General features: G+C 46.9%; 20 protein-coding genes, 1 tRNA gene and 1 other RNA gene. 10 read left to right on the forward strand and 12 right to left on the reverse strand.

Going from position 1 to position 18,769, the window contains the following annotated elements; translation table 11 throughout:
* Positions 1-84: 84 nt before the first annotated feature.
* The 7 genes from nrdI (at position 85) to ACFORF_RS02605 (ending at position 6,586) form a co-directional block, all read left to right on the forward strand.
* Positions 85-540: a class Ib ribonucleoside-diphosphate reductase assembly flavoprotein NrdI gene (gene nrdI, locus ACFORF_RS02575; RefSeq protein WP_380425180.1), complete on the forward strand. Its 456-nt coding sequence runs from the start codon at positions 85-87 to the stop codon at positions 538-540.
* A 252-nt stretch (positions 541-792) separates the two neighbouring features.
* Positions 793-1,995 carry an NRAMP family divalent metal transporter gene (locus ACFORF_RS02580; RefSeq protein WP_380425182.1) on the forward strand — a complete coding sequence of 401 codons (1,203 nt, stop codon included), beginning with the start codon at positions 793-795 and terminating at the stop codon, positions 1,993-1,995.
* 282 nt (positions 1,996-2,277) lie between these two features.
* Complete coding sequence (gene pxpB / locus ACFORF_RS02585; protein WP_380425184.1) at positions 2,278-3,018, forward strand: 5-oxoprolinase subunit PxpB; 741 nt, start codon at positions 2,278-2,280, stop codon at positions 3,016-3,018.
* Positions 3,008-4,012, forward strand: coding sequence for a 5-oxoprolinase subunit C family protein (locus tag ACFORF_RS02590; RefSeq protein WP_380425186.1), 1,005 nt, complete (start codon positions 3,008-3,010; stop codon positions 4,010-4,012). The genes pxpB and ACFORF_RS02590 overlap by 11 nt, the downstream gene beginning before the upstream one ends.
* A 9-nt stretch (positions 4,013-4,021) precedes the next feature.
* Positions 4,022-4,447: an acetyl-CoA carboxylase biotin carboxyl carrier protein gene (gene accB, locus ACFORF_RS02595; RefSeq protein ID WP_380425189.1), complete on the forward strand. Its 426-nt coding sequence runs from the start codon at positions 4,022-4,024 to the stop codon at positions 4,445-4,447.
* 12 nt (positions 4,448-4,459) lie between these two features.
* Positions 4,460-5,803 carry an acetyl-CoA carboxylase biotin carboxylase subunit gene (gene accC, locus ACFORF_RS02600; protein ID WP_380425192.1) on the forward strand — a complete coding sequence of 448 codons (1,344 nt, stop codon included), beginning with the start codon at positions 4,460-4,462 and terminating at the stop codon, positions 5,801-5,803.
* A gap of 9 nt (positions 5,804-5,812) precedes the next feature.
* A complete protein-coding gene (locus ACFORF_RS02605) occupies positions 5,813-6,586 on the forward strand; it encodes a LamB/YcsF family protein (RefSeq protein WP_380425194.1) in 774 nt (257 codons plus the stop codon).
* A gap of 473 nt (positions 6,587-7,059) precedes the next feature.
* On the opposite strand, the gene ACFORF_RS02610 is transcribed toward ACFORF_RS02605, so the two are convergent.
* The 12 genes from ACFORF_RS02610 to ACFORF_RS02665 form a co-directional block, all read right to left on the reverse strand.
* On the reverse strand, positions 7,060-8,469 hold the full coding sequence (locus ACFORF_RS02610) for a PTS transporter subunit EIIC (RefSeq protein WP_380425196.1): 1,410 nt from the start codon (positions 8,467-8,469) through the stop codon (positions 7,060-7,062).
* Positions 8,469-10,124, reverse strand: a complete 1,656-nt coding sequence (locus ACFORF_RS02615; RefSeq protein WP_380425198.1) for an alpha-glucosidase — start codon at positions 10,122-10,124, stop codon at positions 8,469-8,471. The genes ACFORF_RS02610 and ACFORF_RS02615 overlap by 1 nt, the downstream gene beginning before the upstream one ends.
* Before the next feature lie 109 nt (positions 10,125-10,233).
* Entirely contained in the window at positions 10,234-10,959 is a 726-nt protein-coding gene (locus tag ACFORF_RS02620) for a MurR/RpiR family transcriptional regulator (RefSeq protein WP_380425201.1), read from the reverse strand.
* 1 nt (position 10,960) lies between these two features.
* Entirely contained in the window at positions 10,961-11,716 is a 756-nt protein-coding gene (locus ACFORF_RS02625) for a MurR/RpiR family transcriptional regulator (protein ID WP_380425203.1), read from the reverse strand.
* Between the two features lie 114 nt (positions 11,717-11,830).
* On the reverse strand, positions 11,831-12,571 hold the full coding sequence (locus ACFORF_RS02630) for a metallophosphoesterase family protein (RefSeq protein ID WP_380425205.1): 741 nt from the start codon (positions 12,569-12,571) through the stop codon (positions 11,831-11,833).
* 1 nt (position 12,572) lies between these two features.
* Positions 12,573-13,331 carry a 16S rRNA (uracil(1498)-N(3))-methyltransferase gene (locus tag ACFORF_RS02635; RefSeq protein WP_380425207.1) on the reverse strand — a complete coding sequence of 253 codons (759 nt, stop codon included), beginning with the start codon at positions 13,329-13,331 and terminating at the stop codon, positions 12,573-12,575.
* A 1-nt stretch (position 13,332) separates the two neighbouring features.
* Complete coding sequence (prmA, locus tag ACFORF_RS02640; protein ID WP_380425225.1) at positions 13,333-14,286, reverse strand: 50S ribosomal protein L11 methyltransferase; 954 nt, start codon at positions 14,284-14,286, stop codon at positions 13,333-13,335.
* Positions 14,287-14,408: 122 nt separating this feature from the next.
* Positions 14,409-14,879 carry a GNAT family N-acetyltransferase gene (locus ACFORF_RS02645; protein ID WP_380425209.1) on the reverse strand — a complete coding sequence of 157 codons (471 nt, stop codon included), beginning with the start codon at positions 14,877-14,879 and terminating at the stop codon, positions 14,409-14,411.
* Positions 14,876-15,313: an NUDIX hydrolase gene (locus ACFORF_RS02650; RefSeq protein WP_380425211.1), complete on the reverse strand. Its 438-nt coding sequence runs from the start codon at positions 15,311-15,313 to the stop codon at positions 14,876-14,878. Before ACFORF_RS02650 ends, ACFORF_RS02645 begins: the two co-directional genes overlap by 4 nt.
* A gap of 14 nt (positions 15,314-15,327) precedes the next feature.
* Entirely contained in the window at positions 15,328-15,696 is a 369-nt protein-coding gene (locus ACFORF_RS02655; RefSeq protein WP_380425213.1) for a GNAT family N-acetyltransferase, read from the reverse strand.
* Between the two features lies 1 nt (position 15,697).
* Positions 15,698-16,162: a DUF3013 family protein gene (locus ACFORF_RS02660; RefSeq protein ID WP_380425216.1), complete on the reverse strand. Its 465-nt coding sequence runs from the start codon at positions 16,160-16,162 to the stop codon at positions 15,698-15,700.
* Entirely contained in the window at positions 16,155-16,496 is a 342-nt protein-coding gene (locus ACFORF_RS02665) for a MazG nucleotide pyrophosphohydrolase domain-containing protein (RefSeq protein WP_380425219.1), read from the reverse strand. Before ACFORF_RS02665 ends, ACFORF_RS02660 begins: the two co-directional genes overlap by 8 nt.
* 123 nt (positions 16,497-16,619) lie before the next feature.
* On the opposite strand from ACFORF_RS02665, the gene ACFORF_RS02670 reads away from it, so the two are divergent.
* The 3 genes from ACFORF_RS02670 (at position 16,620) to ACFORF_RS02680 (ending at position 18,271) form a co-directional block, all read left to right on the forward strand.
* On the forward strand, positions 16,620-17,903 hold the full coding sequence (locus ACFORF_RS02670) for a replication-associated recombination protein A (protein WP_380425221.1): 1,284 nt from the start codon (positions 16,620-16,622) through the stop codon (positions 17,901-17,903).
* 102 nt (positions 17,904-18,005) lie between these two features.
* Positions 18,006-18,199, forward strand: a non-coding RNA gene (gene ssrS / locus ACFORF_RS02675) — 6S RNA.
* Positions 18,199-18,271: transfer RNA gene (locus ACFORF_RS02680), tRNA-Lys, on the forward strand. Before ssrS ends, ACFORF_RS02680 begins: the two co-directional genes overlap by 1 nt.
* Positions 18,272-18,769 lie beyond the last annotated feature (498 nt).

The following is an 18,769-nucleotide window of genomic DNA, read 5'->3' on the forward strand; positions in this document are numbered from 1 at the left end:
AGCTCTCCCTTAACCAGACCTTGACACCACAAGATATAGTGCTATAATGAAAAACAACATCTATATCTTGTGAAAGGATCTTCTATGAGCCAACATCTGGACATCGTCTATATAAGCCTAACCGGCAATACTAAAAGTTTTGTCAAACGGCTGGTAGCCTACCTCAACAGCCAATATACTGTGGACATTACCACAATCAACATCAAGGAACTAACCAACCATGAGACCTTTCCTGTCCAAGGACCAATCGTGGCCTTTCTCCCCACCTATCTTGAGGGAGGCAATGGTGTCAACACTGGCGATGTGGAAATCTTGACCAATCCCCTAGGCGACTTCCTTGCCAGCCATGACAATTACAGTCGCTGCTTTGGCATCGTCGGTAGTGGCAATCGTAACTTTAACCATCAATTTTGCCTCACCGCCAGACAATACAGTCAACGTTTCGGTTTCCCCGTTCTCGATGAATTTGAACTCCGTGGGTTGCAGGATGATGTCATCCGTATCGGCGATAACATCATGGCAAAGCTAGAAAAATTATAGTCACAGAGACTTGGCTTAAGTCTCAGAAAGAACAAATGGCTTAGAATAACGTCATCAGCAAACGTTAGCCCTAAGCCATTTTATGATTTTTAATTGTTAAGAGAAAGGTTAAATTTTAAAGTTTTATGCAAACTTCTAGAAAACCAAAGCGCCCTTTGTGTTAGGTTTTATAACACAAAATTAAAATAGTTGTTGACATAAATCTTTTCTTGTAGTATAATCTAAATATTCTCAACATTCTGGAGGTTTCTTATGGACAAGAAAAAAAGTAACCGCGGTGCCTTAATCGGTGCAGCCTTTATCATGGCAACCTCTGCCATCGGTCCTGGATTTTTAACCCAGACTGCTAGATTTACCAATGACTTTGGTGCCAGTTTTGGATTTGTAATATTATCTTCCATAATCCTAGCTATCATCGTTCAGCTCAATGTTTGGCGCGTCCTCACAGTCAGTGGACTCCGTGGACAGGATGTCGGTAACAAACTCTTACCTGGCCTTGGATATTTGTTGGCCTTTCTGATCGTTCTTGGAGGCCTGGTCTTCAACATCGGTAATGTCGGTGGTGGCGCTCTTGGTTTCAACACCCTCTTAGGCATTCCAACATCGGTTGGTTATTTTTTGGCGGGTGGCTTGGCTATCTTAATTTTTCTTTTCAAGGACGCTATGGCAGCCATGGATACCTTCACAAAAATCCTTGGTGGTATCATGATTGCGGTGATTTTCATCGTTATCCTCATCGTTCAGCCACCTGTTGGCTTGGCACTCAAGGAAACCGTCATGCCTTCTGCCGGTGTCAGCTCCCTCTTTAGCGCCATCTTAACCCTCCTCGGTGGAACAGTTGGTGGTTACATCACTTACGCTGGTGCCCACCGTTTGATCGATGCTGGCTATACCGGTACTGATAACCTCGACCATGTGAAACGCTCATCTATCATGGGGATTTCAATCGCTACTATCGTCCGTGTCTTTCTCTTTCTGGCCATCCTCGGAGTTGTCGTTAAGGGAATCACTCTTGATGCTGCCAACCCTGCTGCGGATGCCTTCAAGCAAGGAGCTGGTCAAATCGGCTACCGCTTCTTCGGTCTCGTTCTTCTCTCGGCTGCCTTGACCTCAATTGTTGGTGCAGCCTACACATCTGTTTCCTTCTTGAAGACCCTCAGCAAAACGGTTCAAAAGAACGAAAAAGCAGTCACTATCGGCTTTATATGCCTGTCAACCCTTGTCATGGCACTTATTGGTCAACCAGCCAACCTCCTAGTAATCGCTGGCGCCCTTAATGGTTTGATTCTCCCAATTACTTTAGGTATTTGTTTGATTGCCAGCCAAAAATCAAGTATAATGGGAGATAGCTACCGCCATCCAAAATGGTTGCTCGTAACTGGTATCTTGGTAGTCCTTGTGACAGCCTACCTTGGTATCACATCACTCTCAAACCTTGGACAATTATTTGCCTAATCCTATTTCCCTGGGCGGGGCCAGGCTACGAAACCAGTGGCTTGTCCCTGCTCCTTCTTTATTTTGACGGCACCATAGCAGAGCAGATAAACTGTGTGTCCCTTATACTCACTCAAAATCTCATTAAATAAGGCAGGTTGACGTAGGCATAAGAGAGTTAGGCAAGGAAACCTAACGATGTATAGCTTTGATTTTAGAAGAGTATGAAAAGACTTTTCGGTCATCACCCTCAAAGCCAGTCAACTTCAACTCACCATACAACCCAATCTTAGGAGTTTTACCATGGATTATACCATTCGAACAGCTGGTGACTCAGCTCTTCTCATCGAATTTGAACAGGTTATCAAGCCTGAAATCAATCAACGGATCAAGGGGCTCCTGCAACTCATGAAGGAGCAACCCATCGAAGGTGTGCTGGATATTATCCCAGCCTTCGCCTCGCTTTTGTTAACCTATGATGCCCGCATCATCTCTTACAGCCAGCTCAGCAAGCGCCTCAGCAAGCTTCTCAAACTCAATATCAAGACCAAGGACGGCAAGCAACGCATTTTAGAAATTCCTGTTTGCTACGGTGGCGATTACGGACCTGACCTGGACTTTGTAGCCCAAAATGCTGGCATCAGCACTGATGAGGTCATCACCCGCCATACTAGCCGTGATTATCTCATCTACATGCTAGGCTTCCTACCCGGCTTTACCTATCTGGGAGGCTTAGATGAGGCCATCCACACACCGCGCTTAGAAAATCCTCGCCTATCTATCGAGGCAGGTAGCGTCGGTATCGGTGGCAATCAGACCGGCATCTATCCTATCAGCTCACCTGGCGGTTGGCAATTGATCGGACGCACACCGGTTAAAACCTATGATCCTGATCGTGCCACTCCTATTCTCTTTGAAGCAGGAGACTATATCCGTTTCAAGCCGGTCAGCCCTGAGGAATTTCTAGCGATTGAAGTTGCCGTTGCTTCAGGTGATTATGACATTACTATCTTAACCAACGAGGAGGTCCGCCATGGGGATTAGAATTCTCAAACCCGGTCTCATGACCACTGTCCAAGATATGGGTCGAAACGGCTATCAAAGCCAGGGATTCGGCGTTTCTGGCGTCATGGATGTCCGCAGTTTTCGGATTGCCAACCTTCTTATCGACAATCCAGAAAACGAGGCGGTCCTGGAGTTTTCCCTGGTCGGTCCGACGCTTGAATTTACACAAGATACTATTATCGCTATTACTGGCGGAGATTTTCAGCCTACAATAAATGGCGAAGCTGCTCCCATGTACACGGCCATTTACATGCACAAAGGTGACATACTAGCCTTCGGTGGAGCCCGAACTGGTTCCCGCGGCTATATCAGTTTCTCAAGCTACCTGCAAATTCCTGTCATCATGGGAAGCCGGTCCACCAACGTCAAGGTTGGCATCGGCGGATTCAAGGGACGCAAGCTCCAGGCCGATGATTTCATCGGTTTCCGAATCAATCGCCTCTACCTCCCTTACTTCCTGTCACGAAAACTTGATATCGATGAATTTAACCAGGAAGAGGAAGTCCTACGCGTCGTTCTGGGACCCCAGGACCATCACTTCACTAAGCAGGGCATCCAGACCTTCCTCAACGAGACTTATACGGTTACTGGCGACTTTGACCGCATGGGTTGTCGCCTAGAAGGACCCTATATCGCCCACAAGGAAAAGGCCGATATCATTTCAGACGGAACGACACTGGGGTCCATCCAAGTGCCAGCCCACGGCAAGCCCATCATTCTCTTGGCGGACCGTCAGACAACTGGCGGCTACACCAAGATTGCAACCGTAGCCTCTGTCGACATCCCTAAACTGGTCCAACGTAAGACTGACCACCAGATCCGCTTTAAAGCCATTACTGTCGAAGAAGCTCAGCAATTGCTCAAAAAAGAAATGAAAGAATTTGCTCACATGCGTCAAACCATCCACCAACCGTGTCGAGAAGTGCTGGACAGACGCCAAGTTGCCAAACGCCTGGCAACCCTATTCCAATAGGAGGAAGATATGAACTTAGAAAACATCAAAGAACTGGTTGAGATTTTTGAAAACTCTAGCCTCAGCGACTTGACCCTAGAAGAGGGCGACCGCAAGATTACCTTGGGCCGTAAACTTACGGCAGAACCACTCGTGGTGACTAGCCCTGTCGCAGCGACACCTACCCAAACAAGCATTGACAACGAAGATAGCGACGAGGACTTCATCACTTCTCCAATCGTAGGAACCTTCTACTCTGCAGCTGGTCCTGACGTCCCTGCCTTTGCACGTGTCGGAGACAAACTCAAGGCTGGTCAAACCATCTGTATCGTCGAAGCCATGAAGCTGATGAATGAATTGACCGTGGACTTTGACTGCCAAGTTGAAGCCATCCTCGTCAGCAACGAACAAAAGGTTGAGTACGGCCAAGCTCTCTTTAGAATCAAAAAGCTCTAGGCGGTGGTTCCTATGATCAAAAAACTACTTATCGCTAACCGTGGGGAAATTGCTGTCCGTATCATCCGAGCCTGTCGCAACATGGGCATCAAGTCCGTGGCCATTTACTCCAAGGAAGATAGCAATAGCCTCCACGTCAAGCTGGCAGACCAACGCGTGTGTATCGGTGAAGGTCCAGCCCGCAACTCCTACCTCAATAAGGAGCGGATTATCTCTGCGGCCCTCAATGTTGATGCTGACGCTATCCATCCAGGATTTGGTTTCTTATCAGAGAATGCTGATTTTGCCCGCCTCTGTGCCGAACATGAGTTGATTTTTATCGGACCCAAGCCTGAAGTCATCGAGCAAATGGGCAACAAATCTCAGGCCCGCAAAACCATGACTGCTGCCCAGGTCCCGGTTGTTCCAGGAAGCCCAGATCACCTCAAGGATGTCAAGGAAGCCAAACAACTGATTGATCAGATTGGATTTCCTATTATGATTAAGGCCTCTTCTGGAGGCGGTGGTAAGGGAATGCGGGTGTCCCGCTCTGCCCTTGATTTTGAGGAACAATTCAACATCGCACAGAGCGAGTCCATCAATGCCTTTGCCGATGATTCCATGTACCTAGAAAAATACGTCGAAGAGCCTAAACATATCGAAATCCAAATTATGGCAGACCAGTTTGGTAACGTCGTAGCCTTGGGCGAACGCGACTGCTCCGTTCAACGGAACCACCAAAAACTGATTGAAGAATCTCCGTCACCATCGATTGATGAAGCGACCCGCCAAGCCTTAAATACTGCCGCCATCAAGGCAGCTAAGGCCGTTAATTACACCAATGCAGGTACCGTGGAATTCATCATGGACAAGCATAAAAACTTCTACTTTATGGAGATGAACACCCGTATCCAGGTTGAGCACGGGGTTACCGAGATGGTGACAGGCACTGACCTCATCATCGAACAAATCCGCGTCGCCAGCGGACTTCCCCTCTCCTTTAGTCAGGAAGACATCGCCATCAAGGGCCATGCCATCGAGTGTCGGATCAATGCGGAAATCCCTGCCAAAAACTTCATGCCCAACCCTGGACCGATCAACCACCTGCATTTGCCAGCGGGTAATGGCGTCCGCGTCGATACCGGTCTCTACACAGGCTATCATATCCCGTCAGAGTATGATTCCATGATTGCCAAGGTCATCGTTCACGCGCCTGACCGTCTGGCTGCCATCCAAAAAATGAAGACTGCCCTCAATGAAATGGTTGTCCTCGGTGTGGAAACCAATCTGGATTTCCAATTCCAAATCATGCACCATCCGACTTTCATCGAAGGCAACATTGACACTAGCTTTATTGAGCAAATGCTAAACAAATAAGGAGATTTTATGGCCTATCTCGTTGATTTAAACAGTGATCTGGGTGAAAGTTTCGGTGCCTACCGCATCGGCCAAGACCAAGACATCATCCCTCTCATCACTTCTGCCAACGTTGCCTGTGGCTACCACGCTGGCGACCCTCTGGTCATGGAAAAAACCTGCCAAATGGTCAAGGAATCTGGCATCGCTATGGGAGCCCATCCTGGTTTTCCAGACTTGATTGGCTTTGGACGACGTAACCTCCAAGTCTCTCCAAGCGAGGCAGCGGCCTACATCACCTACCAGCTCGGAGCCCTCGAGGCCTTTACCAGACATCATGGTATCACCCTCCAGCACGTCAAACCCCACGGCGCTCTCTACAACATGGCTGCCAAAGACAAGGCCCTTGCAACTGCTATCGCCCAAGCCGTAGCTCGTTACGATGACAAACTCATCCTGCTCTGCCCTGGTGCCAGCGAAATGGCTCTGGCTGGACAAGCCGCAGGCCTCAAAATCGCTAAGGAAGTCTTCGCAGACCGAGCTTATGAAAACGACGGTTCCCTCGTAACTCGTAGCAAAGAAGGCGCCATGATTACCGATGAAAACCTGGCCATTGATCGCCTGATTCAAATGATTACCAAGGGCACTGTCCAATCCATTGACGGCAAAGACATCCCTATCCAGGCAGATTCCATCTGCGTCCACGGTGATGGAGCCAAGGCCCTCGCCTTCGTACAAAACATCCGCACCAGCTTCAGCCAACAGGGCATTGAATTGGCGCCACTCAGCAAGATTATTTCCTAAACAGTGGTTAGAAAAACAAAATAAGACTCAGAATCCCTGATTTTTGTAGGGTAATTCTGAGCCTTTTTTATTTCTCCAGTCTCTAACAATTTCTTAAAAACTTGGTTTTATAGGCATTTGATCCCCACTCAAAATCTTAATAGAGACGTAGACAAAACTAGAATTAGGCAAGGAGACCTAACGACCTATCGTTTTGATTTTGGAAAGAGCATGAATTAACCTCAGTACATCTTTTTTAACTTGCCCTACCCAAGCACTGTCTGCGTTTCACTGCCTTGTCTCGAAGCTCTTTATTCAACTTGATTCCTTCGCTATAAAGCTCTGCCATCTAATCAAAATCTCATTGGACGAAAAAGCCAACACCACTGCTTGAGCCGAGATAGGTCATCTATCCCTAATTTTTAGTCTCAAAGTTATAAAAAAGCAGAGCACTCTCAACAACTGAGAATACTCTTGCAAATGACTAACCGAATTTAATCTTCAACCAAAATCTCTTCTGGGATAGCAAACATCTTGGTTAGGATGTAGCAAAGCCCCATACTAAACAGAGAAACAATGAAGTAAATCAACAACTGGTGACCTTCATAGATATACATGAGATAAGATGGCAATACCGCCAAACCATAGGAATTTGATTGAATGTGGAAGAGAGAAAGAAGGGCTGCACCTAAACCAGATGAGAAAAGCATCACATACAAGGGTTTCAGGTTATAACGCAAGTGGAGGCCAAAGAGTACAGGTTCACTAATCCCAAATAATTGAGACATGAAGGCCCCCATAACGGTTTGCTTAACCTTGGCACTCTTAGCAGAAGTATAGAAGGCCAAACAAGCTCCCAAGTTGGCAAAACCATACATGGCACAAAGGGTAATCAATTGGTTAAAACCAGTATTAGCCAACAAAGAGGTTTCAATAACAACATACATGTGGTGGAGACCTGTGATAACTGCCAGCGGATACGTTGCTCCAACAAAGAAACCACCAATACCAAATGGCAAGTTCATCAAGAACTGAGTCAGAGCAATCAAGCCCTTTTCCAACCAGTGAACGATAGGAGCAAATCCCATCAAGGCCACGATAATCATGACCAACATGGTAATAAACGGTGTCAAAATCAAATCCAATGAGTTAGGCATCACTTGGCGCAATTTACGCTCCAACTTAGAACCTAAGAAACCTGTCAATATAGCCGTTACCACCGAACCTTGAGCCCCCATGACTGGCAGGAAGCCACCAACCATAATAGCTTCAGCATCCCCTGAGGCAACACCGTAAGCATTAGGCAGGATAGGCGATACCAGCATCAGACCGATGACCAAACCAATCATTGGGGTTCCACCAAAGACGCGGAAGGCAGACATGGTAATCAAGGCTGGCAAGAAAGCAAAGGCTGTATCCGTCAACACACTCACCAGTTGGTTGAGGTAAGGAGGGAAAATCTCTGTAGATAGGCCAACCAAGCCCAAGATATTATCGTTAAAAATAACACCTTTAAGCCCTAAGAAGAGACCCGTTGCAGCGATAACTGGTACGATGGGAACAAAGATATCTCCCAAGGTCCGCATCAAGGCCTTAACTCCTTTTTCCTGAGACTTGACGTACTCATCTTGCTTAGCCTTGTCAACCGTGGAAATATTCATGGTTTCCAATTCTTCAAAGACCTTGTTAACAATTCCAGATCCCAAGATAATTTGGTATTGGCCACTATTGAAGAACGTTCCCTTGACTTCATCAACGTTTTCAATCGCCTTAGTGTCGATACTGTCATGATCTTTAACCACCAGGCGCAAGCGGGTTGCACAGTGGGTTGCTGAGATGATGTTATCTTGTCCAACAATCGCTAAAATATCACTCGCGATTTTTCTATACTTTTCATTTGCCATTAGCATTCCTCCTTAATAAGGGCCGCACCAAAAGGTGCCAGTTTGATATCATTGGTTGTTATGGTGACGCCTTGGTTGGTCACTACAAGCTCACCCGGCCTTGGGTAGACAACTGTCTGAGCTTGACCTGAGAGATTGACGATAACCAAGTAAGCCTGATCCTCGTCGTAACGCCGATAGAGGAAGACGTCTTCCTCGGTCCGTTCTGGAAAGGCAATTTGACCATGGGTCAGAACAGGCGTCTCCTTTTTGACAGCGATAAGGTTCTGGTAAAAACGCCAGAGACTATCTGGGTCTGCCATCTGAGCGGCAACATTTCGAACAGAAGATTGTTCAGTGACAGCCAACCAAGGTTGACCTGTCGTAAAGCCGACTGAAGGACTGTCCTCCCACTGCATCGGTGTCCTGGAATTATCTCGACTGCGGTAATTGATCACCGCCAAAGCTTCCTCTGCCGTCAAGCCCTCTGCCATCCCACGATGATACTGGTCAATCGAAGAAATATCATCAAAATCGTCCAGGCTCTCCCTCTCAAAATTAACCATGCCAATTTCTTGACCCTGATAGATAAAGGGCGTCCCATAGAGATAGAAATATAGCAGAGCTAAGGCCTTGAGAGCTACAGGATTTGTTTGATTGTCCTTGAGATACTTACTAGGTGCCCGGTTTTGATCGTGGTTCTCAATAAAAGGAGCACCCCAGCCAGATTCCTGGATGGCCAACTGAGATGTTTTAAGCCTGTTGAAGAGGTCCTCAGGTGTCCAAGCAACAGGCTTAAACCACTCTGTCCCACTCGCAACATCAAGATCAGCTGCCTTGAAGTCAAAAATCATGGAGAAGAAACCATCCGGTCCAATAAAATCATCCAATTCGTCATAGCCAACACCTGGAGCTTCTGCCACCGTTACACTATCATAAGGCTTAAAGCAACGTTCCTGGAGCTCCTTGAGAAAGACCTCAATCCCAGGTTGGTTGCGGCTGGTTTTGGTACACTTAGCCAGGCCATCAACCCCATCCGGCTCAATACTCTTAAAGCTCAAGTCCTTCTTGATAAAGGTAATAGCATCGACCCGAAAACCTGCAATACCAAGCTCCAACCACTGGTTAATCATGCTATAAATCTCTTCTCGCAACTCAGGATTTTCCCAGTTGAGGTCAGGTTGCTTTTTATGAAAGGTGTGGTAATAGTAAACCTCTTCGTCAGGCAGTTTCTCCCAGACACTGCCTCCAAAAATGGACCGCCAATTATTAGGCCGCTCATTTGCTTCCTTGAAAATATAATAATCGCGGTACTTGGATTGGGGATTTTTAAGCGCCTCTTGAAACCAGGGATGCTCATCCGAAGAATGATTGACGACCAAATCTAACAAAATTTTGATGCCCCGTTTTTTGGTCTCTGCTAAGAGTTCCTCAAAATCAGCCATCGTTCCAAATTCTGGTGCCAAGTCAAAATAGTCCGATATGTCATAACCATTGTCTGCCATCGGAGACTTAAAAATCGGGCTGATCCAAATCATGGTAATACCAAGTTCTGCAAGGTAGTCCAAGCGTGAGATAATCCCACGAACATCCCCGATACCGTCTCCATTGCTATCTTGAAAGCTTCTTGGGTAAATCTGATAGACAATCTCAGATTGCCACCATTTATTTTCCATCTCTTTCTCCTTCTTGATTGCGTTTACAAGAGTATTATAACCACAAAAAAACCACTAGACAAGAGGTTCTAGCGGTTTAGGAAAAAGGATTGATTAAAGGACGATTTCCCTATTTTTGTAAATTTGTATCATTTTCCAGCAAGATTTTGAGATAGAGCATCTCCAAGGCCAAAATATACGGAGTCAGAGAAGGTTGTTGATCATAAGAACCCGCTAGATTGGGTACGAGCAGGCGATCGTTGAACAAAATCGGCAGGTAGGTTAAATCACTGACTAAAAATGTGTAAACCTCCTGAAGCCAGAAACTATTCTGCAGGGCCAAAGGTAGACTGGCCTGTGAATCGATAACCAAAATACAGAGAACTTCTTGTTTCAACTGTCCCAGACTATTGACCAAGGCTTCTTCATTAGGCAGGATAAACATCGGCTTGCCTAGAGGAAAGAAGATACGCTGCAGGGCCTTGGCGAGACGGATTTCCACCTCGCTCCTAGCATAGATATAGAAACAATTGGCCGCTTTTAAACGTAGGCCTAGCTCATGGCTGTCAAACCGTTCAATATCTTTTACAATCGTATGGTAGAGTTGTTGGATTTGACTCCCATTTTCAATTGTTTTAGTGGTCTTGGTCTTTAAGAGGACCTTTAATTCGGAGAAGCCTGACAGTCCCAATTTTTGACAAAAGCGGAAAATGCTCGTCGTCGAGACATGGCACTCTCTCGCCAACCCCTCAATCGATAACTGCGAAGGCTCTGCCATTTCTAACCGAGATAAGATCAACCAATCTGTCTCGCTCAAGTCATTTCGATGATCTTGAATCACATCTTGAAAACTCATCCTAATGCCCTCCACGTTCTACATAATCGACAAAGAGACGGTCAATGATGAAATAAAAGGTCGTGCTCACCTCGTATGTCCGCCGCGTCGGGGTCTGGATTGATTCCGTCGGCACATAAAGTTGATAATCAGACAATTGAGCCATGGTATTGCGAGATGTCTGGGTCAGAACCAGGCGCTGGATTCCTCTAAGGGCACTATCCTTCAAAATCGCAATTCCTTCTTCGAACTCCCCCTTATAAGAAAGCAAAATCATCAAATCATTGGGACCAAAGCCTTCTTTAACGTAGTCGTATTCTCCCTTATCAAAGAAGACGATGACCCGCTTCCCAACAGAAGAAAATAACTGGCGAAAGTTCTCCACTTCAAGCTTCTGCTCATTCCCGGTCCCATAAAGATAGAGCACATCTGTCGTCGCCAACAAATCCACAATCCGGCCAAGGTCCAATTTTTCAAAAATCTGATCAATATAGGTATGATAGGCTTGAGTTACCGCCGCAAAGGTTGACTTGGCACGAACTTCTTCTGCCTGTTTTTGGGCCTGTTGGGCCAATATACGCAACTCGGTAAAGCTATCCAAGTCCAACTTCTTCAAAAGACGAAAGACACTGGATCTCGAGACAAAGCAAGCATCTGCTAGACCCTGACTTGTCAACTTCGTTAGCACCACATCAGGGTTTTGAAGATAGGCAATGATTGTCTTCTCCTGGGGAGATAACTCTTGGTAATGTTGATTGATTAACTCTAAAAATGCCATCTCTTCCTCCATTCGGTCGTCAATCTTTAACAGATTTATACTCACTCAAAATCTCAATAGCCTAGGCCATTTGATAAAACATAACTAACCTATATTGTTAGGATAGTCGAGAGATTAATCATCCACCACCGTGTAGCTATTGATCAGTCCCACGATATGGTCTTCACGAACTCCTTGACGATCCAACACAACCCCGTGGAGAACGCCACCATAGACCGCACCACCATCGATGCCGATCTTCCGGTCCGCGGTCTGCCACAACTGACTAGTCATGACGGGACTGTTAAAGAGGTACTTGGTCGGCGTATGACCAAAAACGATGCATTTGCCGGTCTTATTGATTCCTTGATGAAAGGGCTGGCGCAGCCAAATCTTATCATAATCTGGCGTCTCACGGACATCTGCCAAACTCAAGTCCAGCCCTGCATGGACAAAGAAATAATCCTCCGTCTCGTAGAGGTAAGGAAAAGAGCGAATCTGACTAATCAGCTCTGCGTATTGTTCCAAAATACTTGCCGCATCTGCCACAGGATCAACTGGAGCGTCCAGCGCTCGTCCCAACAAAGAGTTGATGGTCGTGTTACCACCGTTTCGCTGGTAGTGGCCGTAGCGCTCCACTGGGTCATCCAAGTAACGGAGAAACATCCATTCGTGGTTGCCCATGAGGCAGACCGCTCCCTCTTCACGGACCAAGCGACAAACCAGCTCCAGACAGAACTTGCTGTCATCGCCCCGGTCTACTAGGTCACCGACAAAGACCAGCTGCTGGCTCTCCGGCTGCCATTTGGCGAGAATATCCGTCAACAGGCTGTACTTGCCGTGGACATCGCCCACGACGAAAAATTGTGAAGTCATCTTAGTTTCCTTTTTGGTTGAGTTCCATAGCAAAGCTGACAGCTGACAGGGCATAGAGGGGAGCTGTTTCAGCTCTAAGGATACGGGGGCCTAAGCCCACGGTAATGGCTCCTGCAGAGGTCAACTGGTCAATCTCATTTGGTGAGAGGCCTCCCTCTGGTCCAAAGACAAAGAGGACCTTGTCACCTGCTTGAAATTGGCTGATGCTTGCTGCTAAGTGGCTTTGTTCCCCCTCTTTAGCAGCCTCTTCGTAGGCCACAAGGACATGGTCAAAGTCTGTTACTTGCTTGAGGAAGGCCGCTTTCTGGTCAAAGAGTTGCCAGTTGGGTACTCGGTTACGTTTGGATTGCTCGGCTGCTCCTAAGGCAATTTTTTCTAGCTTTTCTTGTTTTTTGGCTAGTTTTTTGCTGTCCCATTTGACGACGGACCAGTCGGCTGGAAAGGCCATGAACTGGCTGGCGCCTAGTTCGGTCGCTTTTTGAGCCAGAAACTCCAGCTTGTCTCCCTTAGGAAAGCCAACAGCAATGGTCACATAGACTGGCAACTCGACGTTGTCTGGGAGGTCTGCGACGATTTGGAAGGTCTGGTCGTCTCGGTTGATGACCTTGGCCAGTCGTTTGATGGCATCATCAAAGACCAGGACCACCTCGTCGCCTTCTGCCAGCCGCATGACAGAAAACATATGCTTGGCGGTGTCCTTGTCCGTGATGGTCACGAGGCCATCCTGCGGTGCTTTGCTATTGACAAAATACTGCTGCACACTAGCCTCCAATCACGCCTGAAATATCGGCCGTTTTCTTGAAAATGCAGGCATTCCACTCCCCCTGAATCATGTGGGTCTCCAGGAAAAAGCCAGCGGTCTCAGCCGCTTCGCGCACCATGTCCCACTTGTCAGCGATGATGCCACTCATGATGAGATAGCCCTCGTCCTTGACCAGGCGGTAAGCGTCGTCGGTCAGGTGGATGAGGATATCCGCCAGGATATTGGCGACAATGACGTCCGCCTCATGGGTCACACCCCGCAAAAGGTCGCCCGTACTCACGCTGATGTTGCCAGATGTTTGGTTGAGGGCAATATTTTCCTCCGCCACGCGCACCGCAACATCATCCAGGTCATAGGCGTAAATCTGCGCCGCCCCCAGCAGGGAACTGGCGATAGAGAGTACACCAGAGCCCGTACCGACGTCGATAACGGTCTCGCCACCCCGCAACACCTGCTCCAAAGCGTAGAGGCTCATCTTGGTCGTCGGGTGGGTGCCCGTCCCAAAGGCCATGCCAGGATCCAAACGGATAATCTTCTCCCCAGCGGTCACCTCGTAGTCCGTCCAAGACGGCACGATGGTCAAATCGTGGGTAATCCGGGCAGGTTCGTAGTATTTCTTCCAATTGTCCGCCCAGTCTTCCTCGGCTAGCTCTTGACTGGATAAGACGATGTCACCTGTCTCCAGGCCATAGTCAGCCAACTCTGCCAGACGGCGGTCAATCTCTGCCCGCATCTGTACCAAATCCGCCGTATCTGGGTAGTAGGCCGTGATGGCGACCCGCTCAGACTGCTCCACTTCGGGCACAATCTCACCGAAGCGGTCTTCCTTGCCGATGTAGTCGGCACTGTCTTCAATCATCACACCTTGGCTGCCCAGCTCCACCAAAAGGTCGCTGGCAGCCTCCTGCGCCTCACGATTCACCGTGAGCGTTAATTCATTCCATGTGGTCATGTAAAATACCCAGCCCATCCAACATATCCCTAAAATCAGAGACTTTCTCTTTTAGTACTATGCTTAGGGCGAGCTCAGTTAAAACTGAACTGTCCTTTCTTTATTCTTGTCCTTATAAATCGTTATGATTTTGCCTTCACCATAAACACCAAATCCATGCCATCTTGCAAGTTCTCGGTCTTTTGGGTCTGACGATAGCCGCATTTTTCATACAATCTCACCAAGTGATTTTCTTGGATAATGGTTGATAAAGTCCACTTCTTCACTGTTTTAAATACGGACTCTATTAATCGAACAGCTTGGTAAGCATAGCCTTTTTGTTGCTCTTGGGGTAAAATAGCGACCATTCCCAACCAGCACTCAGTTTCTTCTGCATTTGTTTGCACACGTAAGAAACCAACGCTCTTGCTGTTCACCTCTATTAAATAATAGTGACTAGTCGGTCGAGCAAATCTCTCCTCAATCAACTCCCTACTATCCAAATAAGGATTGTCTTCATCTTGATATTTCTCGTAAAGTGGCCAAAAACTTTCTCTCTGAATGGCCTCAATGTTCTCTAAATCTGAAAAAGTTGCTTGTTTTAAAGTTATCATCTCTCAACCTCCCTCACATAATCTGCCATCCGTTGCCGTAACTGAGGGATAATGGTTTCGTCTTTTAAAAAATCGTCAACGGGAATCAATTTGTAGCCTTGTCCCTCGTCACCAAAAACAATCTGTTCAACATCTTCTTTGCTAATGTGCCCGACCAAAAAGACGGACTGTTTATGCGGGTTGATAAGGCCAGAATATACTCTACACCAAACAATTTGCTCTGCCCTGATGGTCAGACCGAGTTCCTCATAAACTTCTCGAGCCGTACACTCAAAAACAGTCTCACCCTCCTCGCGACCACCACCAACCAGTTCCCACGTATTTGGAAAAGCAATGTCAGGCTTATCATCTCGCAAAGTCACAACGATGTCGTTGTCACACAGCAGAGCTATTTTTGTCCCTGAAAAATCAAAGCGTTCATTTAATAACTTCATTACTTGTCACCTTTTTAGGCCAAACGATATCCTTGACCTACGGCTCGAAAACCCACTGTTTCATAAAAGCCGTCTGCCTCTGAAATTAACTCCAAGCGAGTGCCTGCCATTCTAGTCTGAATCTCACGAATCAGGAGTTTCCCCATTCCTCGCCCTCGATAATCCTTAGCTACTAATAATTCAGCCACAAAAGTTGTCACAGCACCATCTGTCAGACAACGAGCGAAAGCTATAAGTTCTCCATCATTTTCCAGCACAAGATAGGTAGAGGAGTTAAACAGTGTTCGAATCTTATCTTCAGAAAAACTATGCCACCCTTCTGATTTGTATAACGTAAACAGTTGGGAAATATCTGTTTTATTCGCAAGCCTGATACATTCCATCTCAATACCTCGGATACCCAAACCATTCTTTTTCCGTCAGTTCTGCTCTACCTTGTTCAAAAGCATCAGCGTTCCAGGCGATGGCGAAGTCGTCTACAGTTTCGTCCATCAGGAAGTCCAGGAGGTCACTGAGTCCTTGGTCGGCTGTCTCCTGCAAGAACTGGGCAAAGTAGGCCAAAAACTCACGCGACAGGCCTTTTTTCGGCTCGTAAGGAATGGCGACCAGGTAGTCCTCAGGATCAAAGTGGGACTTTTCTGGGTTGTAAAAGAGCACGAACTCTTCCAAGGCCACGCCCTCATCGTCTGCCTCCACATCCGCCAGCTCAACACCCTCAGGCAAGCCCACCTCTAGGATAAAACTGACCTCGACGGCGTGATTTTTCTTGTCCCAATCCATAGCAAAATCATAGGAAAAATGCTTTTCCAACTCTTCTTCTAAAACGCTCAAAAATCCATACTTACTCATCTGTTTCTCCTTTTTCTGCTAAAAAATCGCTTAAATTGCGTTCGTGATTGTACTTGATTGCAGCCCGTTTGTCCTTGTCTAGGATGGTCTGCTCCAAGTCCAGGTCGTTGATAGCAGCAATGCCCACCACATAGTGGATGATGTCTGCCAGCTCTTCGGCCAAGTCCACTGCTAAATCGTTCTCACTACTGGCCTTGCGACCTGCTCGTTTATTAAGGACTTCGGCAACCTCGCCAACTTCCTCCACCAACTTCATAAACAAACCTTGCTCCGTCGCACGGTCCTTATAATGCTCCGCCAAATAAGCCTGCAGCTCTGCTATGTTCACTCCCATAAAACACCTCAATCTGTTGTTTTCATTCCCTTATTATACCACATCTAAGTCCAAACTTTCCCGGTCTCGTGGTATAATAGTCCTACTGTAGAATCCTGTAGACAAACATGGAAGGAGACATTCATGACAAGTAACCTCGCCCTGCGTATGCGCCCTAAAACGATAGACGATGTCATTGGTCAAGAGCACTTGGTCGGTCAAGGAAAAATTATCCGTCGCATGGTCGAAGCCAATATGTTATCATCCATGATTCTCTATGGACCTCCTGGCATTGGAAAAACCTCCATCGCCTCTGCTATCGCTGGCACGACCAAGTTCGCTTTTCGAACCTTCAATGCTACAACCGATAGCAAGAAACGCCTACAGGAAATCGCTGAGGAAGCCAAGTTTTCTGGTGGACTCGTCCTTATGCTGGACGAAATCCATCGTCTCGACAAGACCAAGCAAGACTTCCTCCTGCCCTTGCTCGAAAATGGACAGATTATCATGATTGGAGCGACCACGGAAAATCCCTTTTTCTCGGTCACTCCTGCGATTCGCTCTCGCGTCCAAATCTTTCAACTGGAGCCTCTAACAACAGACCATATCAAACAAGCCATTAACAAGGTCCTTGAAGATACCGAGCGTGGCTTTGATTTCCCTGTGGAGCTCGACGCTGATGCCTTGGACTTCATCGCAACAGCCACCAACGGTGACCTTCGTTCAGCCCTCAACTCTCTGGATTTGGCTGTCATGTCTACCCAAGCAGACCAAGACGGTAGCCGCCATATTACGCTCGATACCGTGGAAAACTCACTTCAACGCTCCTACATTACCATGGATAAGGACGGCGACGGCCACTACGATGTCCTCTCTGCCCTCCAAAAATCCATCCGTGGCTCCGATGTCAACGCTAGCCTTCACTACGCCGCCCGACTGATTGAGGCTGGTGACCTGCCTAGTCTAGCCCGTCGACTGACTGTCATTGCCTACGAAGACATTGGACTCGCCAATCCCGAGGCTCAGGTCCATACCGTCACAGCTCTTGACGCTGCTCAGCGCATTGGTTTCCCGGAGGCCCGTATCCTCATCGCCAATGTCGTCATCGATCTGGCACTCTCCCCTAAGTCCAACTCTGCCATTTCAGCCATTGATGCAGCCTTGGATGACTTGCGCCATAGCGGAGCTTTACCCATTCCACGTCATCTACGCGATGGTCACTACTCAGGCAGTAAAGAACTCGGCAACTCCGTTGACTACAAGTATCCACATGCCTACCCAGAAAAATGGGTCGACCAGCAATACCTCCCAGACAAACTCATCAGCGCCAGCTATTTTACCCCAAACGATACCGGCAAGTACGAAAGGGCTCTGGCCATGACCCAGGATAAAATAAATTTACTGAAAAAAGAGAGTGGAAAAAGCTGAAATCATGAGCTTTATTGAGAAAATAACTGATAACGATTGCAAGAATGACAAAAATTGCACTTGAAATTTTTTCCAAAAGTGGTAAGATAAGAATATAGAAAAACATTGCTGTGGTATACGAATCCGCACCTAAGTGTTGACCGACTATTTTTGTATTACTCGGGAAACAAAGCTTTTTGACAGTATGCAGGCCGTCTCACACGGAAGCGACTGAAGTCAAAAACACGTTACCCACCTGCTTTTATTGTGCGGGATCAATACAATTCGCGGGTCACCGGTACCAATACAGCATTCTGCCTCCTTAGCTCAGTTGGTAGAGCAGCGGACTCTTAATCCGTGGGTCGTAGGTTCGAGTCCTACAGGGGGCATTCATCTATCACGCAAAACGTCGAGAAACCGACGTTTTTTTATTTTATCGTAAGTAGAGGCATCAGCATCCTAAAACAAGACAGAGTTTTTAATAGTTCCTGGAACAATCACCAGTTGGCCTTGCTAATGGCTTTTAGACTAGCCTGGCAGTTTTGAAAATCCAAGACACGCCAAAATCTCCTTTTCAGGCAAAGCAAAAAAGCCCACAAATGTAGGCTTTTCGTAAGATATATCTTAAAATTAGAACATTTTGTTGTATCGCTTGAAATAGGTTACTCTTTACAATGTTTACACGCCCTAACCCTAATAGAATAAGGATTAAGCGTAAATCTGTAAACCTTTAGTATCTTTAAATATTCCTAGAAAGTTAGCAAATAGATAGCATGTTTTTCTTTACGATAAATTGTAAAATATAGTGCAACAAAAAAACTCACAGAGTTTCTTTCGTGTAAACTGTAAGTAACGACACAAACAGAGCACGAGGAAATCTATGAGCT

The organism is Streptococcus caprae (assembly GCF_042649745.1).
In the GTDB taxonomy this organism is placed as follows: domain Bacteria; phylum Bacillota; class Bacilli; order Lactobacillales; family Streptococcaceae; genus Streptococcus; species Streptococcus caprae.